Genomic DNA, 22,253 nt, shown 5'->3' on the forward strand with positions numbered 1-22,253 from the left:
TGCTGGGGGCCGCGTGCTCCCGGCGTCACGCCGCCGTTCTGTCCGACACCTCAGGCTGCTCATGCGCAGCCTGCCAGGCATCCAGCCCTCCTATCAGCGCCTTGCCCCGAGTCAGGCCGTGGGCGTGGAGCTTTTCCGCCAGCAATGCCGCCGACAGCTCATTCGGGCAGGCGCAATAGAACACCATGTCGACGTCCCCCAAGCGCTCGATCCACGGGGCGATCGGCTCCTCGAGACTGATCGACACCGCCCCCGGAATGCCTTCGATAACGGCCGCATGGAAACTCGGTCGCACGTCGATGACCACCGGCGCATCGTCGGTGTCGCGCAGGGCCAGCAGCTCGGGAACGGTGATGCGAGGCACTCGCGCCGTGCGCACCACGAGCCGACGCCGCTTCGCGTACTTCCAGCCAATGAACAGCCCCAGTACTGCCAGCACGCTGACGAGGGCGATCGGGATGTAGCCGCTCAACCAGTCGAGCATGGGGATCAGCGCATCACTGAAGAGCATGCCCAGCAGCAATGCCGAACCCGCCCAGATAAACGAACCGGCCAGGGAATAGCGCACGAACACCCAGACCGGCGTGGCGTTCATGCCGGCCACGGTGGTGACCAGCGCACCGGCGCCGGGGAGAAATTTCGACAGCAGCATCGCCCGCGGACCGACGCGCTCATAAACGGTCAACCCCTGACGAACGCAGGAGTCCTGAGAAAGAGAAATCTTGCAGATGGTTTTTAGCAGCACGCCGCCATAACGCTTGCCGGCCCAGTACCACAGCCCATCGGCGATCAGGCAGGCGACCATCGCCACCAGCACGCCGGCGCCCAGCAGCGGCTTGCTCTGCATGGCCAGCGCACCGGTGACGATCAGCGTCGGGTACGCCGGCACCGGCAAGCCGATCTGCTCCAGCAGCACGTTGACGAACACCAGCAACAGGCCGTGGCTTTCATTCAGCTGCTGCAGTTCGTTCATGGCGGTGCCTGTTCGGAAGGTTCAGGGAGCGGAAAAGGGGGGAGGCCGTACCGTCGCCGAACAGTGCTTTTGTGTCAACGCTGAATGGCTTTGGCCGAGGACGTTTCATAGGCCGCGTCGATGGCCGCGATTGCCATGGCTGATTTCCGTCCCTCGGTCGTCCCCACTAGAATCGACCCCTCAGCAATCAACAGACCTTAGGGAGCAATTCATGGCTATTGAAATCGGAATCAACGAGCAGGACCGTGCAGAGATCGTTGAAGGACTGTCGCGACTGCTTTCCGATACCTACGTGCTGTACCTGAAAACCCATAACTTTCACTGGAACGTCACCGGCCCCATGTTCCGCACGCTGCACCTGCTGTTCGAAGAGCAATACACCGAACTGGCGACGGCGGTGGACTCCATTGCCGAGCGCATCCGTGCCTTGGGCTTCCCTGCACCGGGCACCTATTCCACCTACGCGCGGTTGTCGTCGATCAAGGAAGAGCCGGGCGTGCCCGCTGCGACTGACATGATCCAGCAACTGGTCGAAGGGCAGGAGGCGGTGGTACGCACCGCGCGCGAACTGTTCCCGCTGCTGGAGAAAGTCAGCGACGAGCCCACCGCTGACCTGCTGACCCAGCGCATGCAAGTCCACGAGAAAGCGGCCTGGATGCTCCGCTCGCTGCTGGAAGGTGACGGGTTCGTTGCCTGAAAGCTGCGTCGCGGCTGAAGGCAATTCATTGTAGGACCGGCTTCAGCCGGGAAGGCGTCGGAGGTCACACCGCAAGATTTAGGGTGTTCACACCGGCCAATTCCCGGCTGAAGCCGGTCCTGCCACCGCGATCATTAGCGCTTCTGCAACCACCCCAGAAAATTATTCTTTTTGATCGCCACTGGTTTACGCATCAGCACATGCTGGGTCCCTTGCTGGCGCACCGCTTGCAGCTTGTTCAATGCCGTCACAACTTCAAATCGCTGCTCCATGGCCTGGCGCGTGGCGGCTTTTTCGATGCGGTAAACCACGCAGGAGGTGAGGGCGGTAAAGCGCGCTTGCGAAGGCGTATCCGCCAGCACGCTCTGCTCACCCATGACTTCGCCCGGGCCCATGCGCCCGGCCCTGCGAGCTGCAGGGCGACTGGCGCAACGACATGGAAGGCCTGGCGAACCTGCTGTCCCAGCGCATTCCGAACTACCGCAACCTGATGAACAGCTACTCGGCCTTCACCGCCAAGTAACACCCTGTGCGCCGCCTTTTTGCGGCGCACACCCTCCCGAATCAGCGGTAACCGTGACAAGATTGCTCGCGTTTACCGCCTATTAGAGAGGGCGCGGCCCGCCACGCCATCCCGCGCGGGATGATCGGCCGCTGCCCCCCATTTCTGGAGAAAGCAACATGGCTCAAGCATCTGCATCCATTCACATCCCGGTGTCGGCCGACAAGGTCTGGGCGCTGACCGGCGGCTTCCTGTCATTGAACGACTGGCTGCCCTTCATCAAGACAAGCGAGGCACAGGAAGGCGGGCGCGTGCGTCATCTGACCACCGACGACGGCGCTGAAATCATCGAGCGCCTGCAGACCTACGATAATTCGGCGCGCACTTACAGCTACTCCATCGACAAGGGACCGTTTCCAATCAAGGACTATCTGGCGACGTTCAAAGTCAAAGAGGAGGGCGCCGACAGCACCTGGGTCGAATGGTCAGGCGTCTTTACGCCGGAGGGTGTTTCCGATGCGGAAGTCGAGGAATTGTTCAAGGGAATTTACGAAGGGGGTCTTGAGGCGCTGAAGGCCAATTTCTGACCCGTCAATACTAGCCACCGATGATTTAACCCGCCGATAATCGCGGGACCGCCAGGCCATTGCGGCCTGGCATTTCGGTGCCTTGCTTGAATCGTTGTTGCGTCACGCTTGAGTACAGCGCCTCAGTGATGCTCGGACACGGTCGCTGCATTGATCAGGTCATACAGGGCGAACGCGCGGTTGACCAGAAAAACGGTCACGGCGGTGAGGGCGACGGCATTGATGATGTGCAGGGTCATGGGAGTAAGTCCGTGTCGGGTCTGGGATGACGCGATGTTACGCGAGCCCTGCCCAAGCTGAAGACAATAGGCTTCATGGTCTACATCACCGGCAATGATGGGCAGCCGTTGTGAAGGGTGAACCGAGTGACGGGGTGAACTATTTCCGCGCGATCCAGGTCGGCTCTACACACTTATCAGCCTGGAGCCTGCCATGCAGCCTTATGTCATTTGCCACATGATGTCCTCCCTCGACGGCCACGCCCTCACCGACGGCTGGGATCGCGCGTTCAAGAAAGATGCCGGAGACCTGTACGAAAAGCTCGCCCAGACGTTTGAGTTTGACGCCTGGATCTGCGGGCGCGTGACGATGCAGGAAATCGCCCACGACGAGGGCTACCCAAAGGGGCTGTCCACGGGGCCGGTTGAGCGCAGCCATTACTTTGCCGACCGCAATGCCAAGGCCTACGCCGTGTCGATCGACCCTCAGGGCAAGGTCGGCTGGAAGAAGAATCAGGCGCTGGATTCCCACGTGGTCGAAGTGCTGACCGAAGGCGTATCGGATGACTATCTGGCGTACCTGCAATCGATTCAGGCGTCTTATATCTTTGCCGGGAAGAGCGAAATTGATCTGCAGCAGGTCGTGCAGATCCTGTCGAGCGAGCTGGGCTGCAAGCGCTTGATCGTTGAGGGTGGCCCCCATGTCAGCGGTTCCTTCGTCAACGCCGGGCTGGTCGATGAAGTCAGCGTGCTGATCCTGCCGCTGATCGACGGGCGGGGCGAGCATCCGGCGTCGTTCGAGGTGCCGACCGAGGCGTGGAAACAACCGGCTCATTTGAAATTGACGTCGGCGGAGGTGCAGGGCGGCGGCGCGGTGTGGCTGCGCTACACCAAGGCCTGACGCTGGGGGTGGAGCGGGGCTGATGCAGTCCCGCTGCAGGCAGGGAGCGCACGGGAAAAGCGATCGTAAACGAAAAAGGCCAGCTAAGCGCTGGCCTTTTCGTTTACTTCTGTCTGGCTCCACGACCTGGACTCGAACCAGGGACCCAGTGATTAACAGTCACTTGCTCTACCAACTGAGCTATCGCGGAATGCGCGCTATCTTACTGATTGGAAAAGGGAAGTCAAGCAAACGCGATAAAAAATTGTCGGATGGGCTCGTATGTCAGATGCATAGCGTTATCGATCTTCCGGCCAGCGAGTTACTTGTGGGAGCGAGCTTGCTCGCGAAGAGGTCAGTACATCCGCTAAATATCCAGCAGCCGGATTACCGTCTTCGTGAGCAAGCTCACCCCACAGGTCCGGCGCACGCCGGCGAGCACGTGAGGCAGGCCCGGATCAATACCGCCAAGTCAACGACGCCGTCAGGTTGCGCGGTGCGCCGTAGTTGCTCGCCGTGCCGCTGTACAGCGAGGTCAGGTATTTGCGGTCGGTGACGTTGTTGAAGTTCAGCGCCGTGCTCCAGTTCGCGTCGATGTCGTAGCTGGTCATCAGGTCGACCAGCGCGTAGGCGTTCTGGCGGATGACGCTGTAGGTGTCGTTCTGAATCCCGCTCTGCCAGCTGACCCGGGTGCCGATTCTGGCTTGGGGCAGACCAGACAGTCGATAGCTGGCCATGCCACGGAAGGCGTGGGTCGGCACATAACGGCGGGCCTTGTCGCCGTCGTCGTTTTCGATGTGCACGTAGGTGTAGCCCGCCAGCAGGTCAAGGCCCGGCAGTGCTTCGCCCGACGCTTCCAGTTCGATGCCGTGGCTTTTGTAATCGTCGGTGAAGTAGCGGAACTGTGAGCCCACTTCAATGAAGTCTGCCGACTGGACGTTGCTCTGTTTGGTCTTGAATACGGCGGCGGTCAGGTTCAGGCGATCGTCCATGACGCTGCCTTTAACGCCGGCTTCCAGGCTCTTGCCTTCCAGCGGTGCGAGCACTTTGCCGTCGACGCCGACGGTGCCGTATTGCGGATTGAAGATCTGCGTCCAGCTGGTGTACAGGCTCCACTGCGGGGTCAGGTCGTAGACCAGGCCGGTGTAGGGCGTGACTTTACCGTGCTCACGTTGCGAGTGATCGGTGCCATAACTCTCGCCCGTGCCGTCGGCGCTGAGCATGCGCGCACCGGCGATCCAGTGCAGATCGTCCGCCAGGCTGAAGCGGGCGCCGGCGAACAGGCTCTTCTGCCGGTCCTCGAAGTTCTGGGTGTTGGTGATGTCACTGGTGTAGCCAAACTGCGGCGAAGGGGTATTGCCGGCGAGAATGCCCGCGAACGAGGTGTCGAAGTAGGTGCCCCCGCCAGCGTCGTATTCCCGGGCTTTCTGATGGGTGCGGCCGTAGGCGGCGCCGAAAGTCAGCTCATGCTCGCGGCCGAACAGGCTGAACGGCCCGGAAACTTTCGCTTCGCCCAGCAACTGATGGGCCTTGCTGCTGGTGTGGGCGGCAAACACCGAGGCGTCGTCATCGGTGACGCTCGAGACGTACAGCATGTTGGTGTCCTGGTATTCGGTAATGCCGGTGCCGGTGACCGTGGCGTTCCAGCCGTTGCCGAAGTCATGCTTCCATTCGGCAAACGCCCGCTGGGTGTGCATGTTCCAGTAGGTCCACGGCTGGCCGACGTTGGACGAGCGGCTGCTGTAGTGGATCGGGTTGTTGTTGCTGTCGACCAGCGGCAGGTTGCCCCAGGTGCTGCCGTTGGAATCGCTGTTGTGCTGAGTGAAACCCACGGTCAGGGTGTCGGCGTCGGACAGGTCGAAGGCGAGCAGGCCGGCGGCAACGTTCTTCTCGTGGCTGTAGCGGTCCATCCACGAATTGCCCTTGTCGTGGGCATAAATGAAGCGGCCGCGCACGTTGCCGGTGTCGGTCAATGGCCCCGACACATCGACGTCGATACGCCGGCTGTCCCACGAACCCACGCTGGTGTCGATCTGCGCCTGGAAATCCCGGGTCGGTCGCTTGCGGATAAAGTTGACCGTTGCCGACGGATTGCCGGTGCCGCTCATCAAGCCGTTGGCGCCGTGGAGCACGTCGATCTGCTCGAACTCGGCCATGTCCAGGTCACCGATCATGATCGTCTGGGCGAAGGGCATGCCCATGCCGTCGTACTCGAAACTGCCGATGTCGAACCCGCGCGAGGTGTACTCCGTGCGGTCACTTTCACTTTGCTCGACGGTCACCGACGGCGCCGAGCGCAAGGCGTCCTTGACCCCGTTCATTTTGAAATCGTTCATCTGCGCGCGGGTGATGGTGGTGATCGCCTGGGGCGTCTGCTTGTTGGTCAGCCCCAGTTTGGTGGTGCTCGAAGACGGCTTGCCCTGATAACCCACGCTTTGCCCGTCGTCCTGTGCGGCGGTGTCCTGGATCTCCATCGCCGGCAGCGTGACGTCGTCGGCTGCGTGGGCGGCAGCCATGGCGGTGACGACACCGGCCAGGAGAAAGGCGGCGGGGAGGCGAGGGATCACAATGGAAATTCCTGAAAGCGCGGTGGGGAGCGCGATTCTGAATCAACATGCGAATCATTACTAGATGTGACTAAGCTGAATTTTCACCTTTTTTTCACTTTTGGGGGCTCTGGAATGCACCTTAAGGTTTCAGTGCATTCTGGGGCCTCGGATCGAACCCTGGTTGTGGGACCGGCTAAAGCGTCAGATAACGCGCCGCATATCAACGCTGTCGAAACTTGACATTGCATCTATGGACGCAATTGAATTAGAGTTGCGTCCATAGACTTTCACCTGCAGCTATCAAGGGGTATGCCCATGACCATTGCCATTCCAGCGCGGCAACTGTCGAAGTCCGAATGCGTGGTGGGTTTGCGGGCGGCGCTGCGGGTGCTGGACAAGTGGAAGGCCACCAGCGAGCAGGCCTGTCAGATCCTGCGTATTTCCCGAAGCACTTACACCCGCGCGCGCCAGGACGACGCGCAGTGGTCGGTGGCACTCGATCAGGACCAGATGCAGCGGGTCAGCTTTGTGCTGAACATCCACGCCGCCCTGCGAACCCTCTTTGATAACCCCGACAACGCCTACGGTTTCCCGGCGATGGAAAACCACAACGAGTTCTTCAACGGCAGAAAGCCCCTGGACGTCATGGCCCAGGGTGACATGATCTCGCTGTACGAAACCTTCCGCCGCATCGACACCCTCCGGGGCGCCCAATGGTGACGCCGGACGCGCTCCCCGCACTCGTCGGTGAGACGCAGCAGGCCTATCGCCTGGTCAATTCCAAATTCCCGCCCATCGACCTGTTCAGCGACGTTGCCGATGCTGGCGAGTTCGAGACGCTGTACCGGATTCAGGCGCTGACCAATCCGCGCCTGCAAAACGAAGTCGGCCGCATCGAGCTGATTCCCCTCGCCGAGATTCCGTTCGGCATTCCCGGATGCTCTTATGCCGTCGCGCCGTTCACCCACGTCAATCCGGCGGGTTCGCGCTTCAGCAGCGGCGAGTTCGGCGTGCTGTACCTGGCCGACACCGTCGACACGGCCATCGCCGAAGTGCGCCATCATCAGCAGCTGTACTGGTCGCGGGTCGCGGCGCTGAAGTACGAGCGCTTTGTGTTCCGCTGCCTGAGTTGCAGTTTCAGCGAGGAGGGCAGTGTCGACGCCACCGCAATTCCGCTCTCCGACCCGATTTATGCACCTGACGACTACGCGCAGTCCCACATTCTGGGCGGGGCCGCCAAGCAGGGAGGCATGGCCGGGCTGCGCTACCACTCGGTGCGCTCGCCGGGCAATCACTGCTGGGCACTGCTGACCCCGCGCCACGTCCGCTCCATTGTGCAGAGCGCCCATTACGAGATGATCTGGAGCGGTGAGGTCATCGGCATCAACCAGATATCCAACGCCTGAAGGGCGTCGATCCAGACACCGCCCAAAACATCGAACTCATCTGCCCCTTGAGAAGTCATTCCAGCAATGGCTATCGAGGAGCGTTCATGGGCAAGAACATCACCGCGCAGGAACTGGGCATCGATCTCACGCAGGGCGGTGAACATGCGCTGTTCAAATGGCTGCTGGCCAGCTTTCTGATGGGCAAACGGATTCGGGCGCAGGCGGCGGTACAGACCTATCACGTCATCGTCGACACCCATGGGCGCGACACGCCTGGCAAACTGGCCGCGTGCACCCACCGGGAACGGGTCAGGATGCTGGGCGAGGGCGGTTATGCGCGTTACGACGAATCCACCGCCGTCCGCCTGCTGGCACTGGCGAACAAGCTGACTGACGAATATGACGGCACGGTCAGCGCCATGGTTGCCGCCAGCGCCGACCGTCGCGAGTTCGAAAAGCGCCTGCAGGCGTTCGACGGTATCGGGCCGAAGACGGCAGAGATTTTCATGGGCGAAGCCGGGGAGGTGCTGTTTTGAACGATGCCATCTCAAACGCGCCTGGCAGAATCTTCGTGGGCTGCGCGGGCTGGAGTCTGGGCCGCGAGCGCGCGGCGGCTTTTCCGGGCGACGGCACCCACTTGCAGCGCTACGCACGGCAATTCAACACCGCAGAAATCAACAGCTCGTTCTACCGCCCCCATCGGCCGCAGACCTACGCCCGCTGGGCCGACTCAGTGCCGGCGGATTTCAGGTTTTCGGTGAAGATCCCCAAACTCATTTCCCATGAACAACAGTTGCAGGGCAGCGGCCATGCGCTGGATGAGTTTCTCGGACAGTGCAGTGAACTGGGGGAACGGTTGGGCTGCCTGCTGCTGCAGTTGCCGCCTTCGCTGGGGTTCGAGCCCTCCGTGGCCGAAGCGTTTTTCATCCAGCTGCGCGAGCGCTTTGACGGGCATGTGGTCATTGAGCCACGCCATGAAAGCTGGGTTCGAGCCCAGCCGATGCTCGTGCACTATTGCGTCGCGCAAGCAACAGTCGACCCATCGAGGCTCAGCAATGACCGCCAACCGGCAGGCTGGCCGGGGTTGGGCTACTGGCGACTGCACGGCGCGCCGCGCATCTATTACAGCGCCTATGATGAAGATTTCCTGATGCGTTTGGCCGTCGAGCTGAAAGCCAAGGCGCTAAGCGGTGCGCCGATGTGGTGTATTTTCGATAACACCGCCAGCGGCGCCGCAACGGGGAATGCCCTGAGACTGATTGAAATCCTCGCTCAACCGCCGTCCGCGCGTGAGCAGCAGGGGTGACGCGGGGCGGGGCGAACCGTCATTTTTCCGGCGAATTGCCGCACCTGCCGCCTGGTGCAGCAATTAGTTGGCGCGCGAGTTGTTTACTGTCATAGCACGATGCCACAATCCGACCCATCCAATGCCAGGGTCGGGCGAATTCGATGTACCTCCATGATTCTCAACCGGCGCGCGAGGCCCTGATACGGGCCCAGGTGCGCAACGATCGTTTGCAGTTGCTTTTCCGTCAGAGTTTTTTCTCTGTTTTCGGCAGCGCGCTGGCGGCTGTAATGCTCTCGTGGATCTGCTGGGAGCGCCTCGAACATTCGCTGATTCTCTGGTGGCTCGGGTTGCTGGGCGCGTCGACCACCTTGCGCCTGATCATGTTGACCGCCTATTTCCGGATGCCGGAAACCGCTCGCACCCCGGAGCGCTGGGAAACCACTTACTGGGTCACGCTGGTGTTGTCAGCCGGCATCTGGGGCAGCGGCGCGCTGGCGCTGATGCACGCCGGGGATTTATTGATCCAGACGCTGGTGCTGCTGTTCGCGGTTGGCATGTCAGTGAGCGCGGTGTCCTGTTATTCGGCGTACCGCTCGATGACCCTGGTGTCGATTGCACTGGTTCTCTTGCCGTGCTCGATCTGGCTGCTGTTTCAACCGCAGACCGCGCAACAGGGGATGGCCGTTGCGTCGCTGATCTTTGCCGGTTTCGTGGTCAGCGCGACGCGCAAACTGTGCCAGGCCATGGAACGGGCGTTTCGCCTGAGCCGCGAAATGGAACATGCCCATCGCATCGCCGACCACGCCGCGCAGACCGATGAACTGACCGGGGTGAAGAACCGCCGGGCTTTTTTTCATCAGGCCGAACGCGCCTACGATACCTGCAAGCGCAGCCGGTTACCGCTGTGCGCGCTGATGCTGGACATCGATCACTTCAAACGCATCAACGACTGCCACGGCCATCAGGCCGGCGATGAAGTGTTGCGCCAGATCGGCCGGGTCATCTGCCAGTCCGTGCGGGAAGGCGACGTCTGCGGGCGGCTGGGCGGTGAGGAGTTCGCGCTGCTGCTGGCCAATACGACGCTCGACGCGGCCCATGTCATCGCCGAGAAGCTGCGTCAGGCAATCGCCGACATCACCTGCCAGCATGACGAGGGCGTCACCGCCAGCCTCGGTGTCGCCGCGCTGAGCAACACCGGTCAGGACGTGCACGGGCTGCTGGGCCTGGCGGACAAGGCGCTGTTCCGGGCCAAGGCATCCGGGCGCAACCAGACGGCGGTTGCCTAGAGGGCGGCGCTCGCAGCGACGGCAGACGCTTTTCGTGTCACCCGGACGTGACATTTATCTCGACGCTTTTCATTCGGCGGCGGCTGTGGCGTAGTGTGTCCAGCCTGTTTGGCACGATGACCGACTGGAAGAGGTAAATGAGATGACCCTGCAAAACCGCCTGGACAACCTGTACCCGCGCGCCGACGAGATCCCTGAGCAGTTTCGCGCAGGCCCCGCCATCGAGCAGCGCGATTACTTGGTCAACGGCGAACTGCACCAATGGCACGGGCTGTTGGCACCGGTGCTGAGCCCGGTCTCGCTGAAGACCGACGCGGGCCTGGAGTCCGTGGTGCTCGGCAGCACGCCGCTGATGGACGCCGACACTGCGATGACCGCGCTGGATGCCGCCGTCAACGCCTACGACCGGGGCCAGGGCGCCTGGCCCACCATGCGCGTCGCCGATCGCATTCATCACGTCGAGACCTTTCTCAAGCTCATGCGCGAGCAGCGCGACGCGGTGGTCACGCTGCTGATGTGGGAAATCGGCAAGAACCTCAAGGACTCGCAGAAAGAATTCGACCGCACCTGCGATTACATCGTCGACACCATCAACGCCCTGAAAGAACTTGACCGCCGTTCCAGCCGCTTCGAGCTGGAACAGGACACCCTTGGCCAGATTCGCCGCGTGCCCCTGGGCGTGACCCTGTGCATGGGACCCTACAACTATCCGCTGAATGAGACCTTCACCACGCTGATTCCGGCCCTGATCATGGGCAACACCGTGGTGTTCAAACCGGCCAAGTTTGGCGTGTTGCTGATTCGTCCGTTGCTCGAAGCGTTCCGCGACAGCTTCCCGGCCGGGGTCATCAACGTGATCTACGGCAGCGGCCGCGAGACCGTCAGCGCGCTGATGGCCAGCGGCAAAATTGACGTGTTCGCCTTCATCGGCACCAACAAGGCCGCCAGCGCCCTGAAAAAGCTCCACCCCAAGCCGCACCGTCTGCGCGCCGCACTGGGTCTGGATGCGAAGAACCCGGGGATCGTGCTGCCGGATGTGAACCTGGACAACGCAGTGACGGAAGCCATTACCGGGTCGTTGTCGTTCAACGGCCAGCGTTGCACGGCGTTGAAGATCCTGTTCGTGCACGAAAACGTGGTCGGCAGTTTCCTCGAGAAGTTCGAAGAAAAACTCGCTCACCTCAAGCCGGGCATGCCGTGGGAGCCGGGCGTCTCGCTGACGCCACTGCCGGAGCCGGGCAAGACCGACTACCTGAAAGGACTGGTGGACGATGCCGTGAGCAAGGGCGCCAAAGTGGTCAACGAAGGCGGCGGCACCACCCATGAGCAATTCTTCTACCCGGCCGTGTTGTACCCGGTCACGCCGGACATGCGCGTTTACCACGAAGAACAGTTCGGGCCCGTGGTACCGGTGGTGGCGTACCGCGATCTGGAAACGGTGATCGAGTACGTGCTGGATTCCGATTTCGGCCAGCAGCTGAGTATCTTCGGCAACGACTCCAAGCAGGTCGGGCGTCTGGTCGATGCGTTCGCCAATCAGGTGGGTCGGATCAACATCAACGCTCAGTGCCAGCGCGGCCCGGACAGCTTCCCGTTCAACGGCCGCAAGAATTCGGCCGAAGGCACGCTGTCGGTGGACGATGCGCTGCGCGTGTTCTCGATCCGCACCTTGGTGGCGACCAAGTTCCAGGAAAGCAACAAGGCGCTGATCAGCGACATCATCCATAACCGCGAATCGACGTTCCTGACCACCGATTACATCTTCTGATTTATGTGCTCGAAATAGCCGCAGGCGTGTTGCACAGCTGATGCTGTTCAACCGCTTGCGGTTTTTTATATCTGTACGTTAAAACCCGCCGCCACTGTATTGCGCACGCCTTTTAATTCAGCAGCCGTTCGACTGTCCGGGGTTATTTTGTAGGAAGGATTCTAGACTTCCGTAGGACAGCTCTCTTCCTGTCTTTGGTGGGTAGAGTTTTTATTCGTAGGGAATTAGCCTTGCCGCTTCCCGAATTCGATGAAAACTTCATCAACCCATTCGCTGCTCACACTTGTTAAAACTTGATCGCTTGGGTCACGGACGCTCGGCTGATAAAAAGGCCCTGCGATCCAGATATTCCCCTTTGTGATGTGTGGCATTTTCGACGGAGGAGTTATGGCTTCAAACAGCTTTCAAAATGAAGTGCCCAAAGCCCGGGTCAATATAAAACTCGATTTGCACACAGGCGGTGCGCAGAAAAAGGTCGAACTCCCGCTCAAATTGATGGTGCTCGGGGATTACAGCAACGGCCTGGAAGATCGGCCTTTGTCCGAACGCACCAAGATCAATATCAATAAAAACAATTTCGACAGTGTGCTGGCGGAATTTTCCCCTGCATTGAAACTCACGGTTGAAAACACTTTTGCCGAAGACGGTTCGGATGCTTCCGTGGATTTGAACTTCCAGAAAATGAGGGACTTCGAGCCAGAACAGGTGGCCAGGCAAATACCGTCGCTGCGCGCATTGCTGGCGACCCGCAACCTGTTGCGTGATCTCAAATCGAACCTGCTCGACAACGCGACCTTCCGTCATGAACTTGAACGCATCGTCAAAGACGAGACGCTCAGTGACGAGTTGCGCGCCGAACTGGCCGTACTTGCCGCACCCACAGAGCGTTAATGACCCGGGTCTCTTAACAGGTATCGAACATGTCCGCGAAACACTCTTCCGCAGTATCAGGCGGTGGCACCGTTTTGTCCGAAGAAAGTACCGGCGTCTATAACGCGCTGTTCTCAAAAATAAACCTCAACCCGGTTTCATCCCTTGGCGATATCGAGGCGTTTCAGAACAACGAGGCGCTGTCGGAGATCTCCGCCGATGAGCGCGTGACCGCGGCGGTGAGCGTGTTCCTCAACCTGCTCAAGGGCTCGTCGCGCAAGGTGCAGCGTCTCGACAAAACCCTGCTCGACGAACACATCGCCTCGCTGGACGCGCAGATCAGCCGCCAGCTCGACGCCGTCATGCACCACCCGGAGTTTCAGCGCGTCGAGTCCACATGGCGCGGGGTGAAGTCGCTGATCGATCAGACCGACTTCCGGCAGAACGTGCGCATCGAGTTGCTGGACATAAGCAAGGACCATCTGGTCCAGGATTTTGAAGACGCCCCCGAGATCGCCCAGAGCGGTCTGTATATGCACACCTATACCCAGGAATACGACACGCCCGGTGGTGAACCCATCGCGGCGGCTGTTTCCAGTTACGAGTTTGATCGCAGTCCGCAAGATATCGCGCTGCTTCGCAACATATCGAAAGTCGCGGCGGCAGCGCATATGCCGTTCATTGGCTCGGTGGGGCCGGCCTTCTTCGGCAAGGACACCATGGAAGAAGTCGCCGCCATCAAAGACATCGGTAATTATTTTGATCGCGCGGAGTACATCAAATGGAAGTCATTCCGTGACACCGATGATTCCCGCTATATCGGTTTGACCATGCCACGTGTGCTGGGACGGCTGCCCTATGGCCCGGACACCATCCCGGTGCGCAGTTTCAATTATGTGGAAAGTGTCAAAGGCACCGATCACAGCAAATACTTGTGGACCAATGCTTCTTTTGCCTTCGCTGCAAACATGGTGAAGAGTTTCGTCAATAACGGCTGGTGTGTGCAAATTCGCGGGCCACAGTCCGGTGGTGCGGTGACGGATCTGCCGATTCATTTATATGACCTTGGCACCGGCAGTCAGGTGAAGATTCCGTCGGAAGTGATGATCCCGGAAACCCGGGAATTTGAATTCGCCAATCTGGGCTTTATTCCGCTCTCCTATTACAAGAACCGCGATTACGCCTGTTTCTTCTCCGCCAATTCAACACAAAAACCCGCGCTGTATGACACCGCCGATGCCACGGCCAACAGCCGGATCAACTCCCGCTTGCCTTATATCTTTCTGCTGTCGCGCATTGCGCATTATTTGAAATTGATTCAGCGCGAGAACATCGGTACCACCAAGGACCGGCGTTTGCTGGAACTGGAATTGAATAAGTGGATCAGCGGGCTGGTCACCGAAATGACCGACCCGGGGGACGATCTGCAAGCCTCCCATCCGCTGCGGGACGCGCGGGTGACGGTGGAAGACATCGACGACAACCCCGGCTTCTTCCGCGTGAAGTTGTACGCCGTGCCGCATTTCCAGGTGGAAGGCATGGACGTGAACCTTTCGCTGGTTTCCCAGATGCCCAAAGCCAAAACCTGACGTCGGCCATAGGTGAGCACAACATGAAAATCGACCGACCTCTCTGGGCTGCCGGGGCGCTGTTGTCCCAGCAGCAATTCCAGCAGCAAGCGCGCTGGGAAGCCTGGACCAACGAATGCATTGCGCATCTGTCGCGGGTTCATCCGTGGGGCGTGCAGACGGCGACCTTTGATCCAGAAGCGTTGCGGCTGGGCAAGCTCAAGGCGTCCGCGCTACGGGTTCGCCTGCCGGATGGCACGCTGATCGACACCGACAGCGTTGATCGGCTGCCCGCCGCGCTGGCCCTCGAACAGATCCCGATCGACTCGGGGCAGGGCGCAACGGTGCTGTTGTGCCTGCCGCTGGAGCAGGCCAACGGCGGTAATTGCCTGTTCGAAGACGCCCGTGCGGATCGGCCCGTGCGTTACCGCCAGGATTGGCGCGAGGTGCAGGATCTGTACGGCGACGACCAACAGTCCATCGGCGTGCTCGAGCACATGCTCAGCCTGCGCCTGGCCAGCGATGACAACGCTGATTACCTGACCTGTCCGGTCACCCGGCTGGTGCGTGACGGGCAGGGCCGCGCGTGCCTGGACGAAGCCTTCGTGCCGCCGCTGTTGAGCTTCGCCGGGCACCCCGGTTTGCAGGTTCAACTGGACAATCTGCTGACCCAACTGGCGTCCAAGCGCCAGCGCTTGATGGGCATGCGCCGTGAGAGCAATCAGCGCATGGCCGACTTCGCCGTCGCCGATGTCTCGCTGTTCTGGCTGCTCAATGCGCTGAACACCTACCAACCCGTGCTCGCCGATTTCAAGGCCAGCCCGGCGCGCCATCCCGAGCAGGTCTATCAGGAACTGGTGAAGCTGGCGGGGGCGCTGCTGACGTTCTCCCTCGAACACGACGTTGACGCCATTCCGGCCTACCGCCACGACGACCTGGAAATCGTGTTCCCGCCGTTGATGCAGATGATCTCGACGTTGCTCGAAGCCAGTCTGCCGTCGCGGGTGATTGCCCTGGAGCTGGAGCGGGTGATCCCGGGTCGCTGGCAAGTGACGTTCAACGACCCGCGCCTGCGTGAGGCCGACGCCGCTGACTTTTACCTGTCGGTGCGCTGCCGCGAGGCCCCGGCCCAATTGCAGGCGCAGTTCCCGCGGCTGTGCAAAATCGGCACACCGGACGACGTCGATCAGTTGATCAATGCCGCGCTGGACGGTGTTCCGCTGCAGCCGTTGAGTCACGTGCCTGCGGCGATCCCGCTGCGTCTCGAGAACCAGTATTTCGCTCTGGACTTTGCCCATCCGAGCGGTCAGGCCGTGCTCGCCGAAGGGGTCTGCGCGTTCTACGTGCCGGCGACGCTCCCGGACGTCAAGCTTGAGCTGTTTGCGGTATTGCGCTCATGAGCCGGCCAATGAAAAGCCAATCGGCTGCGCGGTCCGTCGATGTTGATCAACTGCTGCAGGACAGTTACCTGCTGGTGGTCGAGTTGCGCCACGGCGCGTCGGCTCCGGACAGCGACGCGCTCTGGGAGGTGTGCATCCGGCAGGTGGTGGGGGTCCGCGATGCGCTGACGCAGGCCGGTGTCAGCCAGCGCAATGTCGATTTCATCAGCCACGCGCAATGCGCGCTGCTGGATGAAACCGTGCTGATCCACGCCGATGCCAGTGCCCGCGCCAAATGGACCCACGAACCGCTTCAGGCGCATTACTTCGGACGTCATCAGGCGGGGCAGTTTCTCTACGAAGAAATGCGCGAAGTGTTGCAGGAGCCGTCTCCGGACCCGAGCGTGCTGAGGGTGTATCACCGCGTCCTGATGCTGGGGTTTCTCGGTCGCTACAAAGAGCCGAACCACCCCGAGCGTGAGCAGCTGATGGCCGAGTTGACCACCCGGGTTGCACCGGTGACCCTGGATCAGCCGCTGCCGACGTGGATCGACGCACGGGGGCGCAAGCCTTTGCCGGGATGGTTGCGCGCACCCTTGCTGCATCTGCTGGTGGCCGGTTTGCTGCTGGCGGGGACTTGGTGGGTGCTGGATTCGCATCTGGCGGCGCTGGTTGCCTCCCTTGTCACCGAGCGGGTGTGACGCGCCCATGACACTCAAGTTGATGCGTGCGCTTGCGCTGTGGTCGGGATGCCTGGCGCTGATCGTGATCAGCGTCTTGCCCCTGAGCCTGGTCGCTCAAGCCCTGTCTGTGGTGGGCGCCCTGATGCTGGTGGCCGGGGGCTGGCTGCTGGCAGGTCGACGCTCGGTCCGTCTTGGTGGTCCTGTGGGGTTGGGTGAGTTCCGAGCCTTGCCCTGCAGTGAGTACCGCCGGCCCGTAGTGCTGGTGTGCGGTGAGGGATCGGCGGCGCTTTTTGCTGGCGATGCGGATGCCGGTGTCGATACTGCCGAGCAGATCGCCGTGCGGACGACGGCGAGCGGGTGTTACGTCAGCGTGCCGAGCATTGAGCGATTGCCCGGTATAGCCGCTGCGCTGCTGGCAGCGCGTCCGCAATGGCGCGCGCAGGTGAGCGTCATGTTGGTCATCAATCCATCTCAACACACTGACAGCTCGGCGCTGGCCGGCCAGCTTCGTGCGCTGATGCATCAGCTGTCCGTGGTTCGCAAGCGCGCGCTGGTGCTACCGCTGTGGGTCGTGAGTTATCAGCAAACGTCCCAGGATGCTCGCGATGTTTCTGGGACTGGCCTCAGCCGGGAAGAGGCCGGTGCGAGCGACCCATCTGTGTGGTTCAGCTGGGAAAATGGCAGGCCCTCGGCGCGAGTTAGAAACAACGGCACCTGCGCCAGCGTCGAGGACTGGCAACGACAAGACCGCGCCGCTCTCACTCGCCGAATGCAAATCGCGGTGCAGATGAATACCCACGGCGCGTGGCTGGAGCAGTTTGTGGCCCCGCACTTCACCCGCCTTGGCCGTCAAAGCGCGCGGTTGCCGGTGGCCTACGCAATCTGCCGCGTGCCGCGTTTGCCGGAACAGGCTCCGGGCAGCGTCTGGCAGCACTGGATACAGGCGAAGACGGCGCTGGTGCCGACCCATTTGACGGGCAGCACGGTCGGTGTTTTGCCCGTGCCGGATTGCCTGCTGGAGCTGCTGCCCCGGCACACCGGCAACACCGCCGCGCGGCGCGCCAGTGTCATCGGCATCTGGCTGACGGCTTTCGCCGCCGTCATCGCGATGTCGAGCTCAGCCCGGCACAACACCTTGTTGATCCGCCAGGTGGGTGACGACCTGCGCCGCTATGCCTCGATCAACGAAACCGCCCGCGAGGACCAGCAGGCGGTGGCCCTGCGCGAAGCGGCGTTGACCGTCCTGCACGACGACGCCCGGCGGCTGGATGACTACTACCGCCACGGCGAGCCTCGGTCATTGGGCCTCGGCCTGTACCGCGCCGAACAGCTGCGCATCAGGGTCTGGCACGCCATCGGCCGTTACCGGGCACCCACCGAGATGGCGCACGCGCCAGGGCCAGTGCGCCTGGACACGCTGTCGCTGTTCAACATCGGCAGCGCCGAACTGAAGCCAGAATCGACCCAAGTGCTGATCAACGCACTGGTCGGCATCAAGGCCAGACCCGGCTGGTTGATCGTCGTGACGGGACACACCGATGCCACCGGCAGCGCCGAGCAGAACCTGCGTCTGTCCCGCGACCGCGCCGCCTCGGTGCGCGACTGGATGCAGCGCATGGGCGGCATTCCCGGCAGTTGCTTTGCCGTGCAGGGCTATGGCGCCAGTCAACCGATCGCCAGCAATGACACCGAACACGGACGCAGGGCCAACCGCCGCGTCGATATCCGTCTGGTGCCGGAAGAGGGGGCCTGCGGGTCGCTTTCTGCCGGGGCCGGGCCGGCTACCCCCGTCGCATTTCGCGGCACTCGATAACCCAAGCAAGGAGTTTCACATGGCAATTCCCGTTTACCTCTGGCTCAAAGATGACGGCGGCGCTGACATCAAAGGCTCGGTCAACGTGCAGTCCCGGGAAGGCAGCGTCGAAGTGGTCGCCCAGGACCACAGCGTCTACATCCCCACCGACAACAACACCGGCAAATTGACCGGCGCCCGGGTGCATACGCCGTTCCTGTTCACCAAGGAAATCGATGCCAGCAGCCCGTACCTGTACAAGGCCGTCGGCACCGGCCAGACCCTGAAAAGCGCCGAGTTCAAGTGGTACCGCATCGACGACGCCGGCCAGGAAGTCGAGTACTTCAACACCCTGCTGGAGAACGTCAAGGTCGTCCGCGTCGCGCCGAAAATGCACGACGTCAAGGACCCGGCCAAGGAGAAGCACAACCACCTGGAGATGGTCGAGTTGCGCTACGAAAAGGTCACCTGGACCTACAAGGACGGCAACATCATCCACTCCGATTCGTGGAACGAACGCCAGACCGCCTGACGCTGCATGGCCGGCAGACAGGCAGCTTTTATGTGCCTGTCTGCCGGCCGCGGTGTGCTGGGTCGAGCGTCCGTTCGCGGTCGCTGCGCCAAGCACATCTACACGGCACGTTCCCCCAGAAAAAACAGCGGGGCGCCGACCGCTCAACGGTCTCGTCGCCGCTTATTACTCCTTCCGTTCAAGGACGATGACCCATGGCACAGAGCTCCTCCCGTTTGCTTCGCCGCCTCAACCCTTTCTGCGCCCAGGCCCTCAGTGCGGCCGCGACACTGTGCCAGAGCCGCGGCCACGGCCACATCACCATCGAGCACTGGCTGCTGAAACTGCTGGGGCAGGGCGACGGCGATCTGGTGCTGATCGGCCGGCGTTACGAGTGGGACATCGAAGCGCTGTGGACCGGCTTGCTCGACCACATTGATCGCCTGCCGCGCAGCGTCCAGGCCAAGCCGCAGCTGTGCGAAAAATTGCAGCGGCTGATCAAGAACGCATGGGTGCACGCTTCGATGGACGAGGACAACGAGCAACTGCGCTCGGCCCACGTGCTGGGCGCGCTGATCGAGAGCCCAGATCTGCTGGCGTGTGTGGAAGCCTGGCCGTTGCTGAGTTTGAGCGAGGTGCAGTTGCGCCATTTGCTGCCGTTTCTGGACGAGCATTCCGATGAGCGTGCGCAGACGGGACAAGGGCTGGATTTTGTTCCAGATGCTGTGCCCGTGGATTCGGCGACGACTGCTGCGGACAACCCTGTGCTGGCAAGATTTACCCAGGACATCACCGAGAAAGCGCGCAGCGGCGAGATCGATCCCGTGCTGGGGCGTGACGACGAGATTCGTCAGGTCATCGACATCCTCAGCCGTCGGCGCAAGAACAACCCGATTCTGGTGGGCGAGCCGGGCGTCGGCAAAACCGCGCTGGTCGAAGGGCTGGCCCTGCGCATCGTCGAAGGCAACGTGCCCGCCAGCCTCAAACCGGTCAGCGTGCGCACGCTGGATCTCGGGCTGTTGCAGGCGGGCGCCGGGGTCAAGGGCGAATTCGAACAGCGCCTCAAAGACGTGATCGAGGCCGTGCAGCAGGCCGAGCACCCGGTGCTGCTGTTCATCGACGAAGCCCACACGCTGATCGGCGCGGGCAATCAGGCCGGAGGCGCCGATGCCGCCAATCTGCTCAAGCCCGCCCTGGCCCGTGGCGAACTGCGCACCATCGCCGCAACCACCTGGGGCGAATACAAGCAGTATTTCGAACGTGACCCGGCGCTGGAGCGGCGCTTCCAGACGGTCAAGGTCGACGAGCCGGATGACGCCACCGCGATGGTCATGCTGCGCGGGTTGAAGGCCCGCTACGCCAGCCACCACGGCGTGCACATCGAGGACGCGGCGATACAGGCTGCAGTCGTGCTGTCGCGCCGTTATTTGCCCGGTCGGCAGTTGCCGGACAAAGCCGTCGACCTGCTCGACACTGCCAGCGCCCGGGTGCGCATGAGCCTGGATTGCGAACCCCAGGCGCTGATCGCAAGCAAGGCCCGGCAGTCTGCGCTGGCGCAGGAACGTCTGGCGTTGCAAGACGATCAGCGCATCAACAACGGACGCAACACCGATGAACGTCTGGCGGTCATCGCCGAGCAGCTGTCATCTCTTAGTGATGAGCTGGCGCGACTGCAGGACCAGCATGCCAACGAACTTGATCTCGCGCAGACGCTGCTTGCCGCACGCAGTGCCGAGGTGTTCGACGCCGACACCTGCGCGGATCTAAAGGCCCGGCTCAAGGCGGTTCAGGGCGACGCATCGCTGTTGTCGCTGGACGTCGACGATCGCAGCGTCGCCCAGGTGATTGCCGACTGGACCGGCGTGCCCCTGAGCAGCCTGCTGAAAGATGAACAGGCCAGCCTGCTGACGCTGGAGCAGTCGTTGGCATCCCGCGTCATCGGGCAGGACCGAGCGTTGACGGCGCTGGCTCAAAGACTGCGCGCCGCGAAAACCGGGTTGACCGAAGAAGACGCTCCGCTGGGGGTCTTCCTGCTGGTCGGCAGCAGCGGCATCGGCAAGACCGAAAGCGCCCTGGCGCTGGCCGACACGCTGTTTGGGGGCGAGAAATCGCTGATCACCCTGAACCTGTCCGAGTACCAGGAAGCCCACACCGTCAGCCAGCTGAAAGGCGCGCCGCCCGGTTACGTCGGCTACGGACAGGGCGGGGTGCTCACCGAAGCGGTGCGCCAGCGACCTTACAGCGTCGTGTTGCTCGATGAAGTGGAAAAGGCCCACCGCGACGTGCTCAAACCTGTTTTATCAGGTCTTCGATCGGGGCTTCATGCGTGACGGCGAAGGGCGCGAAATCGACTTCCGCAACACCGTCATCGTCATGACGTCCAACCTGGGCAGCGATTTGTTGCAGGACTACCTGCTGGCGAACCCCGAAGCGCCCGACGGAGACGTACACGAGCAACTGCGGCCGGTACTGCGCGAGCACTTCCAGCCCGCGTTGCTGGCGCGTTTTCAGACGCTGATCTATCGACCGCTGCAGGCGCCTGCGCTCAAACGCATCGTCGCGCTCAAGCTGGGCAAAGTGGCGGAGCGTCTGCGCCGGCATTACGGGCTGGACTGCCGGATCGACGAACGCCTGCATGACGCGTTGGTGGAGGCCTGCCTGCTCCCCGACAGCGGCGCGCGGAACATCGACAGCTTGCTCAATCAACAGATTTTGCCGGTGCTGAGTCAGCAACTGCTGCAGCGCCAGGCCGCGCGCTTGGCGACCCGGGGCGTGGTGCTGGGGCACTGCGAGGAGGAGGGCATCACCCTTGAGTTTGTCGGAGCCCTGGCTTCGGTGGAGGGCGAATGATGAACGATGCCATCGGGGTGTTTTTCGACCATAGCCGTCACAAGCTCACCGTTCGTAACCTGCCTGTGGCGCTGGATGTGCTGGCGTTTGAGGGTGAAGAACGCCTGAGTCAGCCCTTTCATTACCGCGTGGAATTTACCTCGGTTGATCGGGACATCGGCGCCGAGCGGATGCTCGGACAGGATGCGCAGTTCAGTCTGCATGCGGCGGCCCACACATTGCCGATTGCTATTCCTGGCTTGGCGGTGCCTAAGGTCGAGGCGCTGCGGACGCTGCATGGGGTGATTACCGGGTTTAAGCGGCTTTCTGGTTCCGCTGATGAGGCGCGCTATGAAGTGACGCTCGAGCCGCGACTGGCGTTGCTGGGTCGAGGGCGGCAGTTTCGGATTTATCAGCATCAGTCGGTGCCGCAGATTGTCGAGAGCATCTTGCGCACGCGGCATGATTTTGAGGGACAGGATTTT

18 protein-coding genes, 1 tRNA gene and 3 pseudogenes are annotated in these 22,253 nt (G+C 61.7%); 18 read left to right on the plus strand and 4 right to left on the minus strand.

The window, feature by feature from the left end:
• Positions 1–25: 25 nt before the first annotated feature.
• Positions 26–973, minus strand: coding sequence for a VTT domain-containing protein (locus QWI20_RS13995; RefSeq protein WP_369305992.1), 948 nt, complete (start codon positions 971–973; stop codon positions 26–28).
• A gap of 211 nt (positions 974–1,184) precedes the next feature.
• On the opposite strand from QWI20_RS13995, the gene QWI20_RS14000 reads away from it, so the two are divergent.
• Positions 1,185–1,670 (plus strand): Dps family protein, encoded by a 486-nt coding sequence (locus QWI20_RS14000; RefSeq protein ID WP_282369874.1) that lies wholly within the window; start codon positions 1,185–1,187, stop codon positions 1,668–1,670.
• 134 nt (positions 1,671–1,804) lie between these two features.
• Here the strand turns inward: QWI20_RS14000 and QWI20_RS14005 are convergent.
• Positions 1,805–2,074: pseudogene (locus QWI20_RS14005) on the minus strand (cyclic nucleotide-binding domain-containing protein); the annotation flags it as partial.
• Between the two features lie 2 nt (positions 2,075–2,076).
• Between QWI20_RS14005 and QWI20_RS14010 the strand changes: the two are divergent.
• The 3 genes and pseudogenes from QWI20_RS14010 to QWI20_RS14020 form a co-directional block, all read left to right on the plus strand.
• Positions 2,077–2,193: pseudogene (locus QWI20_RS14010) on the plus strand (hydrolase); the annotation flags it as partial.
• A 158-nt stretch (positions 2,194–2,351) separates the two neighbouring features.
• The gene (locus QWI20_RS14015; protein WP_369305993.1) at positions 2,352–2,759 is read left to right on the plus strand and encodes an SRPBCC family protein; all 408 of its coding nucleotides are present in this window, start codon (positions 2,352–2,354) and stop codon (positions 2,757–2,759) included.
• Between the two features lie 432 nt (positions 2,760–3,191).
• On the plus strand, positions 3,192–3,878 hold the full coding sequence (locus QWI20_RS14020; RefSeq protein ID WP_369305994.1) for a RibD family protein: 687 nt from the start codon (positions 3,192–3,194) through the stop codon (positions 3,876–3,878).
• A 114-nt stretch (positions 3,879–3,992) separates the two neighbouring features.
• Here the strand turns inward: QWI20_RS14020 and QWI20_RS14025 are convergent.
• Positions 3,993–4,068 (minus strand) — tRNA-Asn (locus QWI20_RS14025).
• Between the two features lie 247 nt (positions 4,069–4,315).
• Positions 4,316–6,373: a TonB-dependent siderophore receptor gene (locus QWI20_RS14030; RefSeq protein ID WP_369306021.1), complete on the minus strand. Its 2,058-nt coding sequence runs from the start codon at positions 6,371–6,373 to the stop codon at positions 4,316–4,318.
• A 348-nt stretch (positions 6,374–6,721) separates the two neighbouring features.
• Between QWI20_RS14030 and QWI20_RS14035 the strand changes: the two genes are divergently transcribed.
• From QWI20_RS14035 to QWI20_RS14100, 14 genes and pseudogenes are all read left to right on the plus strand, one after another.
• Complete coding sequence (locus tag QWI20_RS14035; RefSeq protein ID WP_369305995.1) at positions 6,722–7,126, plus strand: antitoxin Xre-like helix-turn-helix domain-containing protein; 405 nt, start codon at positions 6,722–6,724, stop codon at positions 7,124–7,126.
• Positions 7,120–7,812 carry an RES family NAD+ phosphorylase gene (locus QWI20_RS14040; RefSeq protein ID WP_369305996.1) on the plus strand — a complete coding sequence of 231 codons (693 nt, stop codon included), beginning with the start codon at positions 7,120–7,122 and terminating at the stop codon, positions 7,810–7,812. The genes QWI20_RS14035 and QWI20_RS14040 overlap by 7 nt, the downstream gene beginning before the upstream one ends.
• An 86-nt stretch (positions 7,813–7,898) precedes the next feature.
• Complete coding sequence (locus tag QWI20_RS14045; protein WP_369305997.1) at positions 7,899–8,330, plus strand: DNA methylase; 432 nt, start codon at positions 7,899–7,901, stop codon at positions 8,328–8,330.
• Entirely contained in the window at positions 8,327–9,100 is a 774-nt protein-coding gene (locus QWI20_RS14050) for a DUF72 domain-containing protein (protein WP_369305998.1), read from the plus strand. The genes QWI20_RS14045 and QWI20_RS14050 overlap by 4 nt, the downstream gene beginning before the upstream one ends.
• Positions 9,101–9,243: 143 nt before the next feature.
• On the plus strand, positions 9,244–10,368 hold the full coding sequence (locus QWI20_RS14055; RefSeq protein ID WP_369305999.1) for a GGDEF domain-containing protein: 1,125 nt from the start codon (positions 9,244–9,246) through the stop codon (positions 10,366–10,368).
• 142 nt (positions 10,369–10,510) lie between these two features.
• Entirely contained in the window at positions 10,511–12,136 is a 1,626-nt protein-coding gene (locus QWI20_RS14060; protein ID WP_369306000.1) for an NADP-dependent glyceraldehyde-3-phosphate dehydrogenase, read from the plus strand.
• 387 nt (positions 12,137–12,523) lie between these two features.
• On the plus strand, positions 12,524–13,027 hold the full coding sequence (gene tssB / locus QWI20_RS14065; RefSeq protein WP_369306002.1) for a type VI secretion system contractile sheath small subunit: 504 nt from the start codon (positions 12,524–12,526) through the stop codon (positions 13,025–13,027).
• Positions 13,028–13,056: 29 nt separating this feature from the next.
• On the plus strand, positions 13,057–14,595 hold the full coding sequence (tssC, locus tag QWI20_RS14070; RefSeq protein ID WP_369306004.1) for a type VI secretion system contractile sheath large subunit: 1,539 nt from the start codon (positions 13,057–13,059) through the stop codon (positions 14,593–14,595).
• A 23-nt stretch (positions 14,596–14,618) separates the two neighbouring features.
• A complete protein-coding gene (tssK, locus tag QWI20_RS14075) occupies positions 14,619–15,974 on the plus strand; it encodes a type VI secretion system baseplate subunit TssK (protein WP_369306005.1) in 1,356 nt (451 codons plus the stop codon).
• Between the two features lie 8 nt (positions 15,975–15,982).
• Positions 15,983–16,654 carry a type VI secretion system protein TssL, short form gene (gene tssL, locus QWI20_RS14080; protein WP_369306006.1) on the plus strand — a complete coding sequence of 224 codons (672 nt, stop codon included), beginning with the start codon at positions 15,983–15,985 and terminating at the stop codon, positions 16,652–16,654.
• Between the two features lie 7 nt (positions 16,655–16,661).
• Positions 16,662–18,449 (plus strand): OmpA family protein, encoded by a 1,788-nt coding sequence (locus QWI20_RS14085; protein ID WP_369306007.1) that lies wholly within the window; start codon positions 16,662–16,664, stop codon positions 18,447–18,449.
• Between the two features lie 19 nt (positions 18,450–18,468).
• Entirely contained in the window at positions 18,469–18,960 is a 492-nt protein-coding gene (locus QWI20_RS14090) for an Hcp family type VI secretion system effector (protein ID WP_065991578.1), read from the plus strand.
• Between the two features lie 194 nt (positions 18,961–19,154).
• Positions 19,155–21,789: pseudogene (gene tssH / locus QWI20_RS14095) on the plus strand (type VI secretion system ATPase TssH).
• Positions 21,789–22,253 (plus strand): contractile injection system protein, VgrG/Pvc8 family (locus tag QWI20_RS14100; RefSeq protein ID WP_369306008.1); only part of this gene is annotated, 465 nt, incomplete at its 3' end. The pseudogene tssH and the gene QWI20_RS14100, both read left to right, overlap by 1 nt.

This window comes from Pseudomonas sp. W2-17 (assembly GCF_041060445.1).
Lineage (GTDB): Bacteria > Pseudomonadota > Gammaproteobacteria > Pseudomonadales > Pseudomonadaceae > Aquipseudomonas.